This window comes from Agromyces larvae (assembly GCF_022811705.1).
In the GTDB taxonomy this organism is placed as follows: Bacteria; Actinomycetota; Actinomycetes; order Actinomycetales; family Microbacteriaceae; genus Agromyces; species Agromyces larvae.
The window spans coordinates 2,451,107-2,469,017 of sequence record NZ_CP094528.1 but is presented as its reverse complement, the minus strand read 5'-3'; the positions used below and the strand labels follow the sequence as shown (position 1 = coordinate 2,469,017).

Annotated in this window: 22 protein-coding genes, 1 pseudogene and 1 riboswitch; of the genes and pseudogenes, 9 read left to right on the top strand and 14 right to left on the bottom strand. The window is 71.9% G+C overall.

The genetic code is table 11. The features are described 5' to 3' along the window. The first annotated feature begins 9 nt into the window (after nucleotides 1-9). Both gap and MTO99_RS12025 read left to right on the top strand, forming a co-directional pair. Nucleotides 10-1,005, top strand: coding sequence for a type I glyceraldehyde-3-phosphate dehydrogenase (gene gap, locus MTO99_RS12030; RefSeq protein ID WP_243553874.1), 996 nt, complete (start codon nucleotides 10-12; stop codon nucleotides 1,003-1,005). A gap of 74 nt (nucleotides 1,006-1,079) precedes the next feature. Continuing rightward, nucleotides 1,080-1,907, top strand: a complete 828-nt coding sequence (locus tag MTO99_RS12025; RefSeq protein WP_243553872.1) for an MOSC domain-containing protein — start codon at nucleotides 1,080-1,082, stop codon at nucleotides 1,905-1,907. On the opposite strand, the gene MTO99_RS12020 is transcribed toward MTO99_RS12025, so the two are convergent. From MTO99_RS12020 to MTO99_RS12005, 4 genes and pseudogenes are all read right to left on the bottom strand, one after another. Beyond that, nucleotides 1,829-3,265: an MFS transporter gene (locus MTO99_RS12020; protein WP_243553871.1), complete on the bottom strand. Its 1,437-nt coding sequence runs from the start codon at nucleotides 3,263-3,265 to the stop codon at nucleotides 1,829-1,831. The genes MTO99_RS12025 and MTO99_RS12020 overlap by 79 nt on opposite strands. Next, on the bottom strand, nucleotides 3,262-5,499 hold the full coding sequence (locus MTO99_RS12015) for a bifunctional hydroxymethylpyrimidine kinase/phosphomethylpyrimidine kinase (RefSeq protein ID WP_243553869.1): 2,238 nt from the start codon (nucleotides 5,497-5,499) through the stop codon (nucleotides 3,262-3,264). Before MTO99_RS12015 ends, MTO99_RS12020 begins: the two co-directional genes overlap by 4 nt. Before the next feature lie 173 nt (nucleotides 5,500-5,672). After that, nucleotides 5,673-6,515: pseudogene (gene thiM / locus MTO99_RS12010) on the bottom strand (hydroxyethylthiazole kinase); the annotation flags it as partial. Continuing rightward, nucleotides 6,506-6,601: riboswitch (TPP riboswitch) on the bottom strand. Its footprint overlaps the pseudogene before it by 10 nt. An 18-nt stretch (nucleotides 6,602-6,619) precedes the next feature. After that, on the bottom strand, nucleotides 6,620-7,018 hold the full coding sequence (locus tag MTO99_RS12005) for a DUF6188 family protein (RefSeq protein WP_243553868.1): 399 nt from the start codon (nucleotides 7,016-7,018) through the stop codon (nucleotides 6,620-6,622). A gap of 94 nt (nucleotides 7,019-7,112) precedes the next feature. Here MTO99_RS12005 and MTO99_RS12000 point away from each other — a divergent pair, with 94 nt between their 5' ends. Further along, nucleotides 7,113-7,445, top strand: coding sequence for a hypothetical protein (locus tag MTO99_RS12000; RefSeq protein ID WP_243553867.1), 333 nt, complete (start codon nucleotides 7,113-7,115; stop codon nucleotides 7,443-7,445). A 157-nt stretch (nucleotides 7,446-7,602) separates the two neighbouring features. Here the strand turns inward: MTO99_RS12000 and MTO99_RS11995 are convergent, their stop codons facing one another. From MTO99_RS11995 to MTO99_RS11985, 3 genes are all read right to left on the bottom strand, one after another. Then, nucleotides 7,603-8,052 carry a DUF596 domain-containing protein gene (locus tag MTO99_RS11995; RefSeq protein ID WP_243553865.1) on the bottom strand — a complete coding sequence of 150 codons (450 nt, stop codon included), beginning with the start codon at nucleotides 8,050-8,052 and terminating at the stop codon, nucleotides 7,603-7,605. Continuing rightward, nucleotides 8,049-8,987: a hypothetical protein gene (locus MTO99_RS11990; RefSeq protein ID WP_243553864.1), complete on the bottom strand. Its 939-nt coding sequence runs from the start codon at nucleotides 8,985-8,987 to the stop codon at nucleotides 8,049-8,051. Before MTO99_RS11990 ends, MTO99_RS11995 begins: the two co-directional genes overlap by 4 nt. Nucleotides 8,988-9,108: 121 nt before the next feature. Then, a complete protein-coding gene (locus tag MTO99_RS11985; protein ID WP_243553863.1) occupies nucleotides 9,109-9,633 on the bottom strand; it encodes a GNAT family N-acetyltransferase in 525 nt (174 codons plus the stop codon). 42 nt (nucleotides 9,634-9,675) lie between these two features. Here MTO99_RS11985 and panD point away from each other — a divergent pair, with 42 nt between their 5' ends. Together panD and MTO99_RS11975 are read left to right on the top strand one after the other, a co-directional pair. Beyond that, nucleotides 9,676-10,101: an aspartate 1-decarboxylase gene (gene panD, locus MTO99_RS11980; protein ID WP_243553861.1), complete on the top strand. Its 426-nt coding sequence runs from the start codon at nucleotides 9,676-9,678 to the stop codon at nucleotides 10,099-10,101. 47 nt (nucleotides 10,102-10,148) lie between these two features. Next, entirely contained in the window at nucleotides 10,149-10,622 is a 474-nt protein-coding gene (locus tag MTO99_RS11975) for an 8-oxo-dGTP diphosphatase (protein ID WP_243553860.1), read from the top strand. Nucleotides 10,623-10,967: 345 nt separating this feature from the next. Here the strand turns inward: MTO99_RS11975 and MTO99_RS11970 are convergent, their stop codons facing one another. Both MTO99_RS11970 and MTO99_RS11965 read right to left on the bottom strand, forming a co-directional pair. Beyond that, nucleotides 10,968-11,420, bottom strand: a complete 453-nt coding sequence (locus MTO99_RS11970) for a PaaI family thioesterase (RefSeq protein ID WP_243553859.1) — start codon at nucleotides 11,418-11,420, stop codon at nucleotides 10,968-10,970. A gap of 89 nt (nucleotides 11,421-11,509) precedes the next feature. Continuing rightward, nucleotides 11,510-13,564 (bottom strand): hypothetical protein, encoded by a 2,055-nt coding sequence (locus MTO99_RS11965; protein WP_243553857.1) that lies wholly within the window; start codon nucleotides 13,562-13,564, stop codon nucleotides 11,510-11,512. A gap of 147 nt (nucleotides 13,565-13,711) precedes the next feature. Here MTO99_RS11965 and MTO99_RS11960 point away from each other — a divergent pair, with 147 nt between their 5' ends. The 3 genes from MTO99_RS11960 (at nucleotide 13,712) to MTO99_RS11950 (ending at nucleotide 15,796) form a co-directional block, all read left to right on the top strand. After that, nucleotides 13,712-14,104, top strand: coding sequence for a hypothetical protein (locus MTO99_RS11960; protein WP_243553856.1), 393 nt, complete (start codon nucleotides 13,712-13,714; stop codon nucleotides 14,102-14,104). A gap of 126 nt (nucleotides 14,105-14,230) precedes the next feature. After that, nucleotides 14,231-15,412, top strand: coding sequence for a fumarylacetoacetate hydrolase family protein (locus MTO99_RS11955; RefSeq protein WP_243553854.1), 1,182 nt, complete (start codon nucleotides 14,231-14,233; stop codon nucleotides 15,410-15,412). A gap of 12 nt (nucleotides 15,413-15,424) precedes the next feature. After that, entirely contained in the window at nucleotides 15,425-15,796 is a 372-nt protein-coding gene (locus tag MTO99_RS11950) for a hypothetical protein (RefSeq protein ID WP_243553852.1), read from the top strand. A 65-nt stretch (nucleotides 15,797-15,861) separates the two neighbouring features. On the opposite strand, the gene MTO99_RS11945 is transcribed toward MTO99_RS11950, so the two are convergent. The 3 genes from MTO99_RS11945 to MTO99_RS11935 all read right to left on the bottom strand — a co-directional run bounded on the left by MTO99_RS11945 (nucleotide 15,862) and on the right by MTO99_RS11935 (nucleotide 16,674). Next, on the bottom strand, nucleotides 15,862-16,074 hold the full coding sequence (locus MTO99_RS11945; protein ID WP_243553851.1) for a hypothetical protein: 213 nt from the start codon (nucleotides 16,072-16,074) through the stop codon (nucleotides 15,862-15,864). 77 nt (nucleotides 16,075-16,151) lie between these two features. After that, nucleotides 16,152-16,343 (bottom strand): hypothetical protein, encoded by a 192-nt coding sequence (locus tag MTO99_RS11940; protein WP_243553849.1) that lies wholly within the window; start codon nucleotides 16,341-16,343, stop codon nucleotides 16,152-16,154. A gap of 61 nt (nucleotides 16,344-16,404) precedes the next feature. Further along, nucleotides 16,405-16,674 carry a hypothetical protein gene (locus MTO99_RS11935; RefSeq protein ID WP_243553848.1) on the bottom strand — a complete coding sequence of 90 codons (270 nt, stop codon included), beginning with the start codon at nucleotides 16,672-16,674 and terminating at the stop codon, nucleotides 16,405-16,407. A 175-nt stretch (nucleotides 16,675-16,849) separates the two neighbouring features. Here MTO99_RS11935 and MTO99_RS11930 point away from each other — a divergent pair, with 175 nt between their 5' ends. Beyond that, on the top strand, nucleotides 16,850-17,272 hold the full coding sequence (locus MTO99_RS11930; RefSeq protein WP_243553846.1) for a hypothetical protein: 423 nt from the start codon (nucleotides 16,850-16,852) through the stop codon (nucleotides 17,270-17,272). Nucleotides 17,273-17,282: 10 nt separating this feature from the next. On the opposite strand, the gene MTO99_RS11925 is transcribed toward MTO99_RS11930, so the two are convergent. Continuing rightward, a complete protein-coding gene (locus MTO99_RS11925) occupies nucleotides 17,283-17,654 on the bottom strand; it encodes a type II toxin-antitoxin system VapC family toxin (protein WP_243553845.1) in 372 nt (123 codons plus the stop codon). Then, nucleotides 17,651-17,896 carry a type II toxin-antitoxin system Phd/YefM family antitoxin gene (locus MTO99_RS11920; protein WP_243553843.1) on the bottom strand — a complete coding sequence of 82 codons (246 nt, stop codon included), beginning with the start codon at nucleotides 17,894-17,896 and terminating at the stop codon, nucleotides 17,651-17,653. Before MTO99_RS11920 ends, MTO99_RS11925 begins: the two co-directional genes overlap by 4 nt. Between the last annotated feature and the right edge of the window lie 15 nt (nucleotides 17,897-17,911).

Below are 17,911 nucleotides of genomic sequence, written 5' to 3'. Positions count from 1 at the left end.
CCTCCCGACATGACCCGCATCGCCATCAACGGATTCGGCCGCATCGGACGCAACACGCTCCGTGCCCTGCTCGAGCGCGACGTCGACCTCGAAGTCGTCGCCGTCAACGACCTCACCGAACCCAAGGCGCTCGCCCAGCTGCTGAAGTTCGACAGCACCCTCGGCCGGCTCGGCCGCACCGTGACCGTCGAGGGCGACGAGATCGTCGTCGACGGCCGGCGCATCAAGGTGCTCGCCGAGCGCGAGCCCGCGAACCTGCCGTGGGCCGAGCTCGGCGTCGACATCGTGCTCGAGTCCACCGGCCGCTTCACCTCGAAGGAGGCCGCCTCGGCGCACCTCGCCGCCGGCGCGAAGAAGGTGCTCGTCAGCGCACCCGCGGACGGCGCCGACGTCACCCTCGCCTACGGCGTGAACACCGACGCCTACGACCCCGCGGTGCACACCATCGTGTCGAACGCGTCGTGCACCACCAACGCGCTCGCCCCCCTCGCGGCGGTGCTCGACGACCTCGCCGGCATCGAGCACGGCTTCATGACGACCGTGCACGCCTACACGCAGGAGCAGAACCTGCAGGACGGCCCCCACCGCGACCCGCGTCGCGCTCGCGCCGCCGGCGTCAACATCGTGCCGACCACGACCGGTGCGGCGAAGGCCATCGGCCTCGTGCTGCCGAACCTCGACGGCAAGCTGTCGGGCGACTCGATCCGCGTGCCCGTTCCGGTCGGCTCGATCGTGGAGCTGAACACCGTGGTGTCCAAGGACGTCACCAAGGACGAGGTGCTCGCGGCCTACCGCGCGGCCGCCGAGGGCAAGCTCGCCGGGGTGCTCGAGTACTCCGACGACCCGCTGGTGTCGAGCGACATCACCGGCAACCCGCACTCGTCGATCTTCGACGCCGCGCTCACCCGCGTCGACGGCCGCCACGTGAAGGTCGTCGCCTGGTACGACAACGAGTGGGGCTTCTCGAACCGCGTCATCGACACGCTGCTGCTGCTCGCAGCCTGAGGCCCGGTCCGCGCCCCCGCCGCGCGACCCGCGGTGCGGGCGTCGGCGGGGGCGCGCCGCGTTAGCGTGGACGGATGCAGGTCACGAGGTTGCGGGTGCACCCGGTGAAGTCGTTCGCCGGCTCCGACGTGCGCTCGGCGCGCGTCGAGCCCTGGGGGCTCGCCGGCGACCGCCGCTGGGCCGTCGTCGACCACGACGGCGCGACGGTCACGGCTCGCGAGCGCAACGGGATGCTCGGACTCACCGCCGAGACGCTCGCCGACGGCGGCGTCCTGCTCGGGGGCGGCGGAGCATCCGATCATGCCCTCCTGCCGGATGCCCCGCTGCGCGTCGACCCGCCCGTCGATGCCGCACCCATCCCGGTGGGCATCTCACGGCAGGGCCAGGCGCTGCCGGCCGGCGACGAGGCCGACGCCTGGCTGAGCGCCCGGATCGGGCAGCCGGTGCGGCTGGTATGGCAGCCCGACCCGCGTAGGCGGCCCGTGAATCCTGCGCACGGCGGGCTGCCCGGCGAGCACGTGAGCCTCGCCGACGTCGGGCCGCTGCTGCTCACGAGCGAGGCATCGCTCGCGCAGCTCGACCGCTGGACCGACGACGGCACGCCGCCGCTCGACATGCTGCGGTTCCGCCCGAACGTCGTGATCGACGGCCACGAGCCGTTCGCCGAGGAGACGTGGTCGCACGTCGAGCTCGGGCCGGTGCGCTTCCGCGTCGTCGGCGTGTGCGACCGCTGCGTGATGACGACGATCGACCCGGTCACCCTCGTCCGCGGCAAGGAGCCGATCCGCACGCTCGCGAAGCACCGGCGCCGCAACGGCAAGACCTACTTCGGCGTCTGGCTCGCCCCCGAGACGACGGGCGAGATCGCCGTCGGCGACACGGTCGTGCCGAGCCCCGCCTGAACCCGGGACCCTGCGAGGTCCCCCGCTGTGCGCCCCGTGCCCGTGCCCGCGCCCGTGCCCGACCGCGCGTCCGCGACCTCCGGTGCCGACCCGACCGGTCGGGCGATGATCGCGCCGACCACGCCGAGAGCCGCCGCGACGATCATCATCGCCGCGACCGGCCACCAGTGACCGGTCCACGCCACGAGCGCCGTGGCGGCGAGCGGCGTGAGCCCGCCGCCGATGATCGCACCGGCCTCGCGCCCGATCGAGATCCCCGAGTAGCGCGTGCGAGTGCGGAACAGGCTCGCGAACCACACCGGTTGCACGCCATCGGCTGCGGCGTTGACGATGCCGATGCTGAGTCCGACGACGGCGATCACGAGCGCGGCCACGCCGGTGTCGAGCAGCAGGAACAGCGGGACCGCGAGCACCCCGAGACCGGCGAGGCTCGCAGCCGTCAGCCGGGCGGCGCCGATCCGCTCGCCGATCGCGCCCCACAGCGGGCACAGCAGCGCCGCGACCGAGGCCCCGGTGAGCAGCGCGGTGAGCGTCACCCACTTCGGCATCCCGAGCACGGTCGCCGCGTAGCCGAGGCAGAACACCGAGATCACGTAGAAGCTCGCGTTCTGCCCGATGCGCACCAGGGCGACGGCGATGACGTTGCGCGGCTGCCGCAGGGCGTCGGCGATCGGGTGCGCGCCGACGCGCCCGCCGTCGCGTCCGGTGTCGGCCGCGACCGCCGCGAGGAACTCGGGCGACTCCGCCACGCGGTGCCGCAGCACGAGCCCGATCGCCACGAGCACGAGGCTCGCGAGGAACGGCACCCGCCACCCCCACGCGAACAGGGCCTGCTCGTCGAGCACGGCGACCGCGATGACGAAGGCGAGGTTGCCGAGGATCAGCCCGAGGTAGACCGAGCTCGCGACCACCCCGCCGCGCAGCCCGCGCCGGTCGGGCGCATGCTCGAGCGCCATCAGCACGGCACCGCCCCATTCGCCTCCCGTCGCGATGCCCTGCACGAACCGCAGCGCGACGAGCAGCAGCGGCGCGACGATGCCGATCTGGGCGTAGCCGGGCAGCAGGCCGATCGCGGCGGTCGCGAGGCCCATCACCCAGAGCGTCGCACTCAGTGCGCGCCGTCGCCCGTACCGGTCGCCGAACGCGCCTGCGGCCAGACCCCCGAGCGGGCGCGCGATGAACCCGGTCGCGTACACGGCGAAGCTGAGCAGGATCCCGGTCAACGGGTCCTCGCCCGGGAAGAACAGCGTGGGGAACACGAGCGCCGCCGCCGTGCCGTACAGGAAGAAGTCGTACCACTCGAACGCCGTGCCCGACACCGCGGCGGCCAGCGCGAGGCCGCCACCCCGGCGGGTCACGCGTCGACCTCGATCCGGTCGGCGGGCCAGGGTGCCGCGAAGAACGCCAGCTCGTGCTCGGCCGAGCGGCGGAACGCGCGCAGCATCCGGGCACGCACCGCCGGCGTCGCACGCGACGCGACGGCCGCGACCGTGTCGATCGCCTGCCGGGTGGCGAGCTCGAAGGCCGGCTCGCCGTACATGGCGAGCCAGTCGGCGTACGGATGCTCCGGCGAGAGCGCCTCGGGGCCGAACCCGCCGGTGACGAGCCGGCGACCGAGGTCGTCGTAGATCCAGTAGCAGGGCAGCACGGCCGCGATCAGTTCGGCGTACCCGCCGCGCGAGCCGCTCGCGACGAGGTGGTCGAGGTACGCGGTGTTCGCCGCGTTCGGCTCGAAGGGCCGGGCACGCTGGTCGCGCGGTCCGCGCAGGTCGTGCAGGCGGTCGCGGTGCAGCGCGAGTTCGCCGTCGAGGCAGCGTTGCGCTCCGGCCGCCCAGAACGCCTGGGCAGGTGCGTCGGGGGCGAGCCGGGATGCCTCGGCGAGCGTCCGCGAGTACACCCGCAGGTAGTGCGCATCCTGCGCGAGGTACTCCTCGAACGCCGTCCGCGGCAGACTTCCGTCGGCCAGCGCACGGATGAAGGGCAGCTCGTCGATCGCGCGTCGCACGTCGGCGATCTCGGCCCACCATTCGGCCTCGACCTCGGCGGGAGTCGGTGCGGTGGCGAGCCCACCACGCGACCACAGCCCGGCGAAGTGATGCACCGGCCCGTGGCCGCCGCCGACGGCGAGCGATTCGCCGTGCCGCAGCGACTCGCGCAGCCACCGGCGCGCTTCGGCGACGGCGGGTTCCCACGCGCCGAGCGAGGCGCGCAGCGTGGCCAGTGCCGACGAGAGCGAGCAGCCCGTGCCGTGGGTCGCGGTCGTGGCGATGCGCTCGCCGTCGAACTCGACGATCGTGGCGGCCGCCGCGTCGACGAGCGCGTCGGGTGCGGTCGCGCCGTCGAGGTGCCCGCCCTTCGCGAGCACCCGCACGCCGAACCCGGCTGAGACGGTCTCGGCCTGGGCGATGACCCCCGCCCAAGTGGTCGCTGGTTCGGCGTCGGCGAGCACCGCGAGCTCGGCCACGTTGGGCGTCACCAGATCGGCGAGCGGCAGCAGGTCGCGCAACGCGCGCTCGGCGTCCGGGTCGAGCAGCCGGTCGCCGCTGGTCGCGACCATCACGGGGTCGAGCACGACGACCGGCGGGCGGATGCGACGCAGCCACGCGGCGACCGTGTCGATCACCTCGGCATTCGCGAGCATGCCGATCTTCACCGCATCGACCTCGATGTCGTCGGCGATCGTGTCGAGCTGGTCGGCCAGGAACGTCGCCGGCGGCACGTGCACGCCCCGGACCCCGCGCGTGTTCTGCGCGGTGAGCGCCGTGATCGCCGCCATGCCGTACCCGCCGACCGCGGCGATCGACTTCAGGTCGGCCTGGATGCCCGCCCCGCCCGACGGGTCGCTGCCCGCGATGCTGAGCACCCGCGGGACACCGCCCGCCGGTCGAGGAGCGCCCGACGCGGTCGGACTGCCTCCGTCCGCCTCGATTCCCGCGCTCGCCGCCCACCTCGCGGCGAACTCCGCGGCCGCCGCACGGGGATCGGGTGCGGCGCAGATCGCCGACACCACCGCGACGCCGGCCGCGCCCGCACGGCGCAACTCCGGCACATCCGCCGCGCCGACCCCGCCGATCGCGACGCACGGCACGTCGGTCGCCGCGGCGAGCACGGCGAAGCCGTCGACGCCGAGCGCCGGCGGGTGGTCGGGCTTCGTCGAGGTCGGGCGGATGACGCCGACCCCGAGGTAGTCGACCGTGCCGCGGGGGAGCCGCGCGACCGCATCGAGGTGCGCCCGCGTGTTCGCCGTGAGACCGACGATCGCGTCGGGCCCGAGCGCGTCGCGTGCGGCGAGCACCGCCGCGTCGCTCTGCCCGAGGTGCACCCCGTCGACCCGGATGCCGCGCTCGCGCGCCGCGACCACCACGTCGAGCCGGTCGTTCACGACGAGCGCCGCGCGCCCGTCGATCACCCCCGCGAGTTCGGCGACCTGCTCGAGGAGCTGTTCGGTCGACGCGAGCTTGTCGCGCAGTTGCACGATGGTCGCACCGCCGGCGACCGCCTCGGCCACGACCGCGGCGACGCCGCGCTCGCCGCACAGGGCGGCGTCGGTGACGAGGGTGAGGGACAGGTCGAACGGATGCCGCGAGCTCACGCCGGCACCGCCGCCGACGCCGCGTCACCGGATTCGCCGGAGGGTTCGGCTCCGCCGGTCGCAGGGGCCTGCCGCGTGGCATCCGTCTGGCCTGTGGCATCCGCCTGCGGCGTGGCATCCGCCTGCGGCGTGGCATCCGTCTGGCCTGTGGCATCCGACCCGCTCGAAGCCGTGGCGACCCGCGCGCGCTCGAGCACCCGCGCGCCGTCGACGGCGGCGAGCGCATCCAGGAACCGCACCGCGAACGTGCCCGGCCCGACCGGTGCGCCCGTCTCGTCGACCGCGGCGAGCTCGGCCGCGACGGTGTACACGAGGGTCGCGGCCGCCGTCGCGGTGAACGCGTCATGCCCGGTGCCGCGCGCCGCGGCGAGGAACGCCGCCGTCACCGCGCCCAGCGCGCAACCCCCGCCCGTCACCCGGGTGAGCAGCGCGTCGCCGTTCGCGAGGCGAGCGGTGCGCACGCCGTCGGTGATGAGGTCGACGGGGCCCGAGACCGCGACGACCGAGCCGAACTCCGTCGCGAGGTGCGTTGCGGCATCGGCTGCGGCATCCGTCGTGTCGGCCGCATCGACGCCGCGCCCGCCGGCGCCGGCACCGGCGAGCGCGAGCACCTCCGACGCATTGCCGCGGATCGCCGTCGGGCGCGCAGCGACCAACTCGTGCGCGAGCGCGGTGCGCACCGGCAGCACGCCGATCGCGACCGGATCGAGCACCCACGGCGTGCCCGCCGCGTTCGCGCCCACGACCGCCTCGCGCGCGGCGGCCCGCTGCTCGGGCGTCGGCGTGCCGAGGTTGACGAGCAGGCCGCCCGCCACGCCGGCGAACAGACCCGACTCCTCGGTGATGTCGACCATCGCCGGGGCCGCGCCGAGCGCGAGCAGCACGTTCGCGGTGAAGTTCGTCACCACCGCGTTCGTGATGCTGTGCACCAACGGAGTCGTGGCGCGCACGGCGTCGAGCAGGTCGACGCTCGCGGCGGTCAGGTGGGCAGGGTCGGTGAGTGCGCGCGTCTGCATCGCGACATCCCTTCGCTAGTACGAGCTAGATCAGGTTCGACGGGTGTGATCTCAGCCGCGCGGTCGCGGCACCCCGTGTCACTGCGTGCGAGCCTAACGCAGGGTCAGCGGGAGTCCGAGCGCTCATGCTGCTCGGGGAGGTCCCAGATGGCGAGTTCGCCTCCGGGCATACAGATCACTCGACGCCCATCAGGCCAAACGATCCCCCAAGCCTCATAGTCGGGGCTTGAGACGACGTTGACCTCCATGCCCGTCTTGGTTCGGATGCGGAGGGCTCCATGGTCCCCTGCCTCGGCGAGCGACACATCCTCCCTGAGGAGTCCAAGCAGAACCCCAGCCACCGGCCGGGCGTCCTCCGGGTCGAATCCGACTTCGTCGCCGATCGGTGGGGTGAATACACCCTCTGTTTCGATTCGCATCTCGGCACCGTTGGAGAGGAGGAGCGTCACGGCGAAATCGAACGAAACTCGCGTGATCGAGCTCTCTTCGAGATCCAGTCTCATGGGTTCCATCCTTTCGGTATCGGGTACGAACCGTCAGGTTCGATGGCGAAATGGGTTGTCGCGCGCGAGCCTGGCTTGCCGTCGGCTCCGCGTCATGAGCGCGAGAGCTCAGCGGATAACTCGAACGGATGTCACGACGAGAGCCACTCACGCGCGCGCATTCGTCGCCGCAGCAGAACTCATCGAGACGCTTGCCGACGACGCCGGAATCGAATCGAAGGCGAACCTGATCGGGTCGCTCGCCGTGCTCGCGGGAATCGCCGCCTCCGATGCGATCTGCGGAGCAGCTGTCGGTGAGCGCACGGCCGGAGAGAACCACCTCGAGGCGGTCACCGTACTTCGGCGTGCGACACCACCCAGCAGATTGCTTTCGATGTCCGAGACGTCCTCATCATCGCCGTCGGTCAACTCTGAAACCTGGAAGTGAAGTGTGACAGCCGTTCCGTCGGTAGTTACCCGCGACAGCGAGTGTGTTGATCGGAATGAGGCCAAGCGCGGCCTGGACGCACTGCGCGACGATGTAATTCTCCCAGGTCGGAGCATCGACCATGTCGTCAGGGCTGGGAAGGGTCATGGCCATCGGCTCAGTCTTCGGGGAGCGGTTCGGCGATGAACCGGAGCGGCTCCGCCTTGTCGGGCCAGTACCAGTTCGACCCGACCGGGCACGGCGGTGTGAAGAACCAGATCCCGTCGTCGAGGCCGATGTCGTCAGTTGGAAACTCGCGACGCAGCACGTCGACCTGCGCGCTCGGTCCTCCATCGACCGGGCCCGAGCCATGCGGCCACCACTCCCAGTACTCGAGACGGATGTATCGATGATCGATGAGCTGCTCGAGCGTCCAGAAGAACGCCTCCCGGCGGACGGCGAACGGCAGCGTGGCGAAGTCGTCCGTGGCCTGAGGGACGGCCGGATTCGGCTCCCGCGACGCAAACCATCGCCAGAGACCGTTCAAGTCATCCATCTCGGAGTACTCAGCGATGTATTGCAGCTGGAAAGCAGTCGGATGCTGAAACCTACCCGAGTTATTGGTCATTTGAACTTCAGCTCCCGTTTCCCGCCCCTGTCAAGGGTCCCGCTCCAAAGCTCGATCGTCCATCTTGCCCGGTCGGTCGAGCCGACGATGTGCGCCGTCGACACTTGCCGTGCGGTGACGTGAGTCCCGTCCGGCATGACCGCAGTCCATACGACCGCCGCCATCTGCTCAAATCGCGCTTCGCCGGCGAGGGTCCTGGCGTGCGCCCACACGTGACGTTCGAGGTCGGCGTCAGCGATGCTCGACGTGTCGTAGACGTTCGTTGTCTTCCCGTTCGACGCGGACGTCTTCGGGTAGTCGACACCGCCGAACGTGATCACGCTCGACTCGCGTTTGCCGAAGCCGACATCGAGGGGATGACGGGGAGCGGGCGCTTTGTCAGCAGAATCCGTGCCGGCCTTCTTCGCGCCAGCCGCGTTCTCCGTGCCATCCAGGTGCTTGGCGGCGGGGACGTTCTTCGCGACCCCGCCCGCCCCGCCGACAACCCCGGCGATGAGTGCGCCGGCTGCGATGTCGCTGAGGGGCTGTCTCTCGTAGGTCGGGTCGATCGCGGTACGGAGTTCGTTGTACCCGATCTGGGATGCCACGCCGGCGACTCCGGCGGCGATGCTGTCTTTGACGAGGTGGGCGGCGGTGCGTCCGGTGAGGCGGGCGGCGGTGAGGGCGCCGCGGATCAGGGTGGTGAGGCGGTGGCAGACCTCTGCGATCCGGATCGCCCAGCGGGCGACGGTGAACGCGATCTTCGCCGCGGTCGCGGCAGCCCCCACCCCCGCGGTCACCACACTGAGGAGGACGCCGACACCGACTTCGAGGACGATCTCGGCGGCCATCTGCCCGAGCAGCCACCCGATCTCTTCCCACGCCTTCCCGACCGCGTCACCCAGGGTCCGCACGTACGCGGCGATGTTCTCGGCGGCGAGCGCGGCGCACCTCACCAGGTTTCGAGACGCGTCCGACTCCGTCGGGCGCTCCTCAACCTGCGGATGGTGGCGGCGCGGCCTTGCGGAAACGGGAACTGGCAGAGCCCGCAGAGAACGCCCGACCTGGGGGAGGGCGTCAGATGGCGCGGGTGAAGGTGACGCGGTGCTCGCCCGGTCCGTCGTAGTCGCGCCAGGCCAGCACGCCGTCGACCTCCATGTCGCCGGTCGCGGTGAATCCCATCGCGGCGTGGAACGCCTGCGACCGCCGGTTTCCCGGTCCAGTGATCGCGTCGACGCGGTGGCATCCGTCGGCTCGGGCCTCGGCGAAGAACGTCTCGTACAGGGTGCGCGCCAGCCCCGCCTCGCGCAGGTCGGGTCGCACGCCGACGAAGTGGATGTACGCGACCCCCGGCTGCGCGGTCGAGCGGAATCCGATCAAGAACCCCGCCAGCCCCGCGGCATCCGTCGCGATGAAGCTCGTGTCAGAGAAATGCTGGAAGAACAGCCGCGGCAGCATCATCGGCAGGTGGCTCGCGGCGGGCAGCCCCCACCAGTCGGGGATGACGCGCACGACCGCGGCGTGGTCGTACTCGGTCGGGCGGCGCAGGGTGATCCCGGCGGGCAGCGGCCCGGCCGGTTCGATCGCGGATGCCCCGGTCATGCGCCGATCCTCGCACGGTTCGGGCTCGGGCAGAATGGAACGATGCCCGCGTTCCGCCGCACCATGCTGAAGTCGAAGATCCACCGGGCGACTGTGACGCACGCCGATCTGCACTACGTCGGGTCGATCACCGTCGACCAGGATCTGCTCGACGCCGCCGACCTCCTGCCCGGCGAGTTGGTGTCGGTCGTGAACATCGCGAACGGCGCGCGGTTCGACACGTACACGATCGCGGGCGAGCGCGGCTCGGGCGTCATCGGCGTGAACGGGGCGGCGGCGCGGCTGGTCGCGGTGGGCGATCTGGTCATCCTGATCTCGTGGGCGTCGGTCGAGTCGGTGGATGCCGCGGAGTTCGCCCCCGCGATCGTGCACGTCGACGCGGCGAACCGCATCGTCGAACTCGGCGCCGACCCCGCCGAGGCGATCGTCGGCGACGTCGCGACCCCGCCGCACGCCGTGCGCTCCTGACCCAGCTGGTCGACCCCTGCCGGTGGGACGTCGCCTACCATGGCGGCATGGCCTTGCCCCAGGTGTGCGTGGTGTATCTGCTCCGCGAGACCGGCGGCTCGACCGAGGTGCTGCTCGGCGTGAAGCGGGTCGGCCTCGGCGTCGGCAAGCACGTCGGCCCAGGCGGCAAGATCGAGCCCGGCGAGACGGCTCGCCAGGCCGCGGTGCGCGAGGTCCGCGAAGAGGTCGGCCTGATCATCGACGAGCACGACCTCGAGCACGCGGGCACGCTCGACTACCTCTTCCCGACGAAGCCGGAGTGGAGTCAGCAGTCGCTGGTGTTCCGCTGCCGCCGATTCGCGGGCGAGGTGCGCGAGTCGCGTGAGCTCATTCCGCGCTGGATCGCCCTCGACGACGTGCCCTTCGGGCTGATGTGGGATGACGCGCAGCATTGGCTGCCCGACGTGCTGCGCGGCGGCGGCGTCGCTGCGACCTTCGTGTTCGGCGAGGATCTCGACACGGTCGTCGAACACCGCGGATGAACACCGCGGATGAACACCGCGGATGAACACCGCGGATGAACACCGCAGCGGTCTCGGCATTCGTCCAGACGCCGTCGAGGGTTCATGCAGCATCCGCCCAGTCCGCACCCACCCGCCGTCGATAGGTTGGCCGTAGGCGGCGATCGACACCCCCACCCTGCGATGGCGATCCCCGCCGATTCCGACCCCGATGCATCCACCGCCGGATGCGGCGCCGTGGCACTTCCTTTCGGCATCCCCTTCCGCCCGGCGCCCGGGGTCACTCTCAGACGTCCGGCGGCCGCCGTTCCCCCGCGGCCGTCGGGCCTGTTCCACGCCCCGGGGTACGAACGGGACGGTGCGCGACTACCGTCGCTTCTCGCGCACGTACACCTCGCGGCGCACGCGTGCGACGACGTCGCCCGAGGCATCCGTGATCTCGGTCTCGAACCACTCGAGCACCTTGGCGCCGCCGCGGGCGCGTTCGCGGAGTTCGTCGGCCTTCTCCCGCGGAACCTCGAAGTGCGCCGTCAGCACCCCGCGCCCCGGCTTGACGAACTCGATCTCGCCGCGGGTGTCCCACACGATGTAGTCGCGGCCGAGCTGGTGCATGACGAGCATGAAGTAGTACGGGTCGGTCATCGCCGACATCGACCCGCCGAACGCGGTCTTCACGTAGTTGCGGGTGAAGACGTTCACGTGCAACTCGACCGTCGCGCTCGTCCAGTCGTCGGCGAACCGCGTCACCCGGATGCCGCTGAACAGGTTGGGGATCCACAGGCTCATGCCGATCGCGAGCCGCCGAGGTGTGATGCGCACCGGTCGATTCTCTCGCGTCGGGCGGCGGCTCGAAGGCGACCCGGATGCCACGTCGCCGGCGACCGCGTCGCGAGCACGCGGCCGGGCGGTCACAGGTCGAGGTCGTCGTGCACGCGCACGTCGATGAGCTCGATCGTGCCGCCCGGTGCCATCCAGTAGTGCAGGCGCCGGGCCGAAGGGGTGTGCTGTTCGATCGCGCACCGCATCGCGACTGCACCGTCGTCGCGCTGCCGATCGCCCGCGCCGGGTTCGCCGGCGCGCAGCCGGTGCAGGTCGCGACCGGCCAGCTTCGGCGCCCGGCCGGTGAGCACGTCGACCGCGGCCTTCATCGCCTTGTCGAACTGCCCCTCGTCGAGCGCCGACAGGGTGTCGGCGAATCCGGCACCGACGAGGTACCCGGGCAGCGGATACTCGCGCTTCTCGAACGCCGCGACCCGGGCCGCCCACGCGCATGCGATCTCGTGGCGCACCCAGGACTCCGCGTCGGGCCAGTCGTCGCGTCGATCGCGCGGCGACCTGCCGACGGCCGACCTGGGCACCCTCGCCGCCGTGCGGAGGCGCCGCGCCGATTCGGCGTGGCCCGCGCGCAGCCCGGCGATCTCGCGCTGCAGGCGCCCCTGCTCGGCGAGTGCATCGCGCGCCCGCTGCTCGGCCACCCTGACCTGCTGGTGCAGGCGGGCGATCGCCGAGTCGGAGACGCCGAGCTCGTGGATGCGCCGCTCGAGTTCGGCCACGCGAGCGCGGGCGGTCGCGAGTTCGGCCTGCGTGGTCTGCAGCGCGGAGCGCGACGTCGGTGCGGCGGGCGGGTCGGGCACGGGTGCTGCGTCGGTCGGGCGGGATGCGACGGGCGAACCGGATGATACGGGCGAACCGGATGCGACGGGCGAACCGGATGCTCCCGGCCGCTCGGCGGCAGCCGGCCCCGTCGCGGGAAGCACCGCCCGCAGTCCCGGCCCGGGCTTCGGTCGCGTGAACGTGGCGATCGGCTCGGGCGGGCCGACCCGCTCGGGCGGGCCGAGCTTCTCGGTCGGGCCGAGCTTCTCGGTCGGGCTGACCGGCTCGGTCGGGCTGACCGTCTCGACCGCGCCGACCGGCTCGGCCGTCACTACCGGCAGGCCCGCCGCATCCGGGCCGTCGAGGTCGACCGGCTGCGCCGCATCGGCGACCAGCGATCGACCTTCGCGCAGCCACGGCGGCCCGCCGTCGATGAGCGAGACGGCAGGCAGCACCGGCTCGTCGTCGTCGACGTCGCTGAGCCGCAGGTGCAGGCGCCCGTCGGACAGGTGGACGACGCGCACCGGCACCACCTCTCCTTCGACGAGCAGGAGATCGAGACGGTCGAGCGGATTGGGCGAGACATCCGTCAGATGCACCCGGATGGCGACCCGCGGATGCAGCGCCAGCCGGGCATGCTCGTGCCCGACCTGCTCGACGAGCGCGAGGGTCACCGACGCGTGCGGGAACACGCGGGCGAGTTCGTCGAGCGCGGGCACGTGCTCGTCGACGATGAGCCGGCGCTGGTCGAGGTCGAGTCGACCGCGAACCCGGCCGCCCCGGTCGAGGGTCCACTCGAGCGGCGTCGGCGCGAACAGCAGCTCCTGCGAGAGCGTTGCGAACCCCGAACCGTCGTCGAGCTCGATCAGCGCGCGCGTGCCGCCGGCGGTGAAGCCCTTCACCGTGCCGGCCGCCGGCCGGGACCGGCGCGGTGCCGCGGCGAACAGCCCGGCCGCGTGCGCATGCGCGAGCGCGTCGGAGATCACGAGATCGGTGGCGCGCTCGACCCCGAGCCAGGCGAGGCGCAACGGCGAGGCGCGCGGATCGCTGTCGACCGTCGTGCCGACCGGGAACGATCGCGCGGCGCCGTCGTACACCTGGAACCCGTGCGGGAGCAGCTCTTTCAGCCGCCAGGTCGGTTCGCCGGTCTCGATGACGACGACCTCGACGAGATCGCCCGCCTGCTCGACCAGTCGATCCAGGTCGACCACGGTGGGACCGACCCTGGACGCATCGCCGAACCGCGTCGACACCACCACGAGCGGGCGGGTGCGGCGGGCGTCGAGGATTCGGGCGACGAGGTCGTCGACGGCTCCGGTGCCGACGGCGACCGGGGGAGTCGGCCGATGCGTGGTGGCGGTCATCGTCACGTCGGGTCCTTCCGGCCGGTCAGGGTGAGCCGAGCGTACCGGCGACCACCGTCACGGCGGCCGGCGAATCGCCCGCGGGCCGCGATGTCGGAGGGGGTGCGTACGGTCGTGATCTTCGGGACATCCCGGAGTCCCCCAGGAGTCGACATGAGATCCGACCCCAGCACCATTCCCGCCCGCAGCCACGTGGCGGTGCGCGCCGCCGTCGGTGCGGCGCATCCGCCGCTCGATCCGGTGCTCGCCGCCGAGCGGCGCCGGCTGCACGCCGACGTGCAGGCGCTCGAACTGCGCGTGGCGATCATCGACGACCGTTTCGACCGCCTCGCGTGCCGCCCCGACGGCCCGTATCGGGAGTGGCGGCGCGACACCGTCGACCGCGCCGACGCGCTCGCGGGCCGTGCGAAGCGACTGGCTGCGGCCGGCGCGCTCACCGTCGGCGATCGCTCGCGGGCCGGCGCGCTGCTCGTCGCGCTGCGCGAGCGCATCGCGCGGCTCGACGCCCGCCACGCCGCGTACGAACGCCGGACGCGTCCGGCATGAGCGGGTGCGGTCGCGTCACGAGCCGGATGCCGCGGCCGCCCCGCCCCCGCCCTGCTCTGCCGAAGCGGGCCGTCGGGTCGCTGCTCCGCCACCGGTGGGTAGGCTCGCCGCGGAGAGGAGCGTGCGATGGAGCATCCGTACACGACGACCGAGGCGACCCTTCCCGACGATGCCGCGGCAGCCCTGCTCGTGGGGCGGGTGTGGGATCCGGCCGTGCGCGGCCCGAGCGTCGTCGCGGTGCGCGGCGGCGACCTCGTCGATGTGACGGCGACGTTCCCGACGGTGCGCGAGCTCACTGAGGCCGACGACCCGGCCGCGGCCCTCGCCGCAGCAGACGGCCCGACCGTCGCGACCCTCGACGACGTGCTCGCGAACACGGCTCCGGGGACGCGTGATCCGGGGCATCCGTGGCTGCTCTCCCCGATCGATCTGCACGTGGTGAAGGCCGCGGGCGTCACGTTCCCGGTGTCGATGCTCGAGCGCATGATCGAGGAGCGCGCGCGAGGCGATCAGGACCAGGCCGCGGGCATCCGCGCCGAGGTGCTGGCCGCGATCGGCGGCACCCTCGCCGACCTCGTGCCCGGCTCGCCCGAGGCGATGCGGCTGAAGGAACTGCTCGTCGACCGCGACCTCTGGAGCCAGTACCTCGAGGTGGGCATCGGGCCCGACGCCGAGATCTTCACGAAAGCCCCCGTGCTGTCGACGGTCGGCACGGGCGTCGACGTGGGCGTGTACTCGGGGTCGGACTGGAACAACCCCGAGCCCGAGCTCGTGCTCGCCGTGAACTCGCGCGGCGGCATCGTGGGCGCGACGCTCGGCAACGACGTGAACCTGCGCGACATCGAGGGCCGGTCGGCGCTGCTGCTCGGCAAGGCGAAGGACAACAACGGCTCGGCGGCGGTCGGCCCGTTGCTGCGGCTGTTCGACGACGCGTACACGCTCGACGACGCGCGGCGCGCGGTCGTCACGCTCGAGGTCGCCGGCGACGACGGGTTCGCGTTGTCGGCGACGAGTCCGCTCGCCGAGATCAGCCGCGACCCCGCCGACCTCGTCGCGCAGGCGATCGGCGCCCACCACCGGTATCCCGACGGGTTCGTGCTCTACCTCGGCACGCTGTTCGCGCCGATCGTCGACCGCGGCGAGCCGGGCGCGGGGTTCACGCACCGCCTCGGCGACGTCGTGCGCATCTCGGAACCGCGGCTCGGATGCCTCGCCAACCGCGTCGACCTCAGCGAAACCGTCGAGCCGTGGGAGTTCGGCATCGCCGACCTGTTCGCGAGCCTCGCCCGACGCGGGTTGCTGGGCTGAGAGGATCGGCGAATGCTGATCGCCGCGGGCATTCTCATGGCAGTTCTCGGGATCGCGCACTCGATCCTCGGCGAGCGGCATGTCATCGGGTTCCTGCTCGCGCAGGAACGGTTGCCGCCGATCGCGGGCGGTCGCTCCGTCGCGGCGGGAACGATCCGGTTCGCGTGGCACGTGACATCCGTGCTCGCGATCGCGATCGCCCTCGCGCTCGTCCTGATCGGGGTGGATGCCTCGCTGCAGACGGTCGTCGCGGGCATCGGGTGGACGCTCATCGCGTGCGCGCTGCTGCCGATCGTGTACACGCGCGGGCGGCACCCGTCGTGGGCGATCTTCGTCGTCGCGGGCGGGCTCTGCGCGGTGTCGGCGTTGACGTCGGCGGTGTGAGAAGTGCCGCCGACGTCAGGCTCGACGTCTGACCGCCCTCATCGCGAGGGCGGAATCTCACGCGCTCAGACGCGCCGCTCTTCGTCGGTGCCTTCGGCCGGTGCGTCGGCGTGCGGCGTGGTTCCGCCCGCGATGCCGACACCCTGACCATCGGGCGCGTCCCCGCCCGGGTCGTGCGAGGCGACCTCATCGTCGTCGACCTGTGTCACCGGGAGGTCGGCGCGGCTGGCCTTGGCGTTGTCTTCGTGGTCGTGGCCGTCGGTCGCGTGGTCGGTCATCGGATGCTCCTTCGCTCGTGGGTTGACGTTGGTCGCGCTGCGTCGTGCGCCGCGCGCGACCCGGATGAGCCGAGCGGCTACTCCTCGACGCCGGGGTCGCCGCCGTCGAGTCCGCCGTCGGTGGACTCGGTCAAGGGCTCGGGCTCGACGCCCGGCTCCTGCGTGTCGAAGGCGTCGTTGACGTCCTCGCGCGCCTCGTCGGCGGCGTCGCCGCGACGGGTGTGCTCGCTGTCGTGCTTCTCCTGGGTGAAGTCGGCGGGGTCTGACATGTGCGGTTCCTTTCGGTCGGTTCTGTTCTCGTTCTCGGACTCGGGTGCGGTTCGGGCGCGCTCAGGCGCGCTGCGGGTTCTGCGCCTCGGGATCATCGGGCAGGATGTCGGCCTCGACGTGCGGGGTCGGGTCGGCTCCTTCCAGCGCGGTGCCTCCGGCGTCGTCGGGCACGGATGCATCGCTGGTCTGCGTTCCCGACTCAGCTCCGGCTGCGGTGGTGTCGTCGTTCGGCAGAGCGGTCGCGTCGCCGAAGCGGGCGCCGCTGCCGGGCCCGTCGAGGTCGGTCGGGTCGGGTTCGGGCGTGAACGGCCCGGGGCTGAGATCGGACATCGCGTGCTCCTCTCGTTCTCGTCGTAGGAGCATGCTGCGCCCGCGGATGCCTCGCCGCCAGGGACTTGACAGGAGCGGAACGGCACCGTCGAGGAGGAGGACGACGCCCGGCTCAGAGGCATCCGGCCATGCTTTGCGGATGCTGCGCACCCGACCCGTTCGCTACCGTCGTGTCGTGACCCTGCAGCCTTCCGGTGACTCAGCCGCGCCCGTGCCCTGCCTCGTGTCGATCGGCAACATCCACGCGACGCGCGAGCGCATCGTCACGCCCGACGGCACGTGGTCGCTCGGCGAGGTGGCCCTCGCGACACACGACGAGTCCGAGACGATGTCGCGAATGAACGGGTGGGCGATCGCGATGCTCATCCTGTTCATCTGGACGTTCCCGCTGAACCTGTTCTTCTTGCTGTGGCGTCGGCGTACCGTGAGCGGTCACATCAACGTCACCGTGTGGGCGCCCGGCGATCGCACCTTCACCGAGCCCGTGCCGGTCTGGACGGATGTGCAGCGCCGCGACGTGTTCGCGCGCATCGCGCAGCTGCAGCGGTTGGTCGAGGCGGGGCGGGCGACGGGGCAGACGGGGTCGACGATCAGTTGAGGAGTCAGTGTCACCGCACCGCGATGCGGTAATCGCGGATGCGCGCGTCAGTCGTCAGGAGTGGGATGCCCTCGACATGGGCCTGCGCGACGAGCATGCGATCGAACGGATCGCGATGATGCCAGGGAAGATCACGGAGCGCGGCCGCGTGCGCGGTCGAGAAGTCGAGATGGTCGAACCCGCCCGACCGAATCACGTTCTCGAGGTCGTCGGGCACGTCGAGCTTGCCCAGCGACGCCTTGATCGAGATCTCGGCGACCACGACGGCCGAGACGAGTAGGTCGTTCGAAGCGTCGGCGATGATCGCTCGATGGTCGGGGGTCAGGCGCCGATCATCGCTCAACCACCAGAGCAGCACGTGCGTGTCGAGCAACGCCTTCATGCGTCGTCGCCGTACCAGTCGCGTCCATCAGCCGGGCCGAAGTCGTCGAAGTCCGCGGCGATGGTCACACGATCGCGCCAGGCACCCGGACGACGCGCCTCGCGTGAGGGCTCGATCGGAACGAGTCGGGCGACCGGGCGGCCGTCGCGACTGATGGTCACGCGTTCGCCCTGCTCGACGCGTCGCACGAGCCGGGAGAAGCCCGTCTTCGCCTCGTAGATGTTCACCGTCTCCTCATCCACATTCGCCAGTCTAGT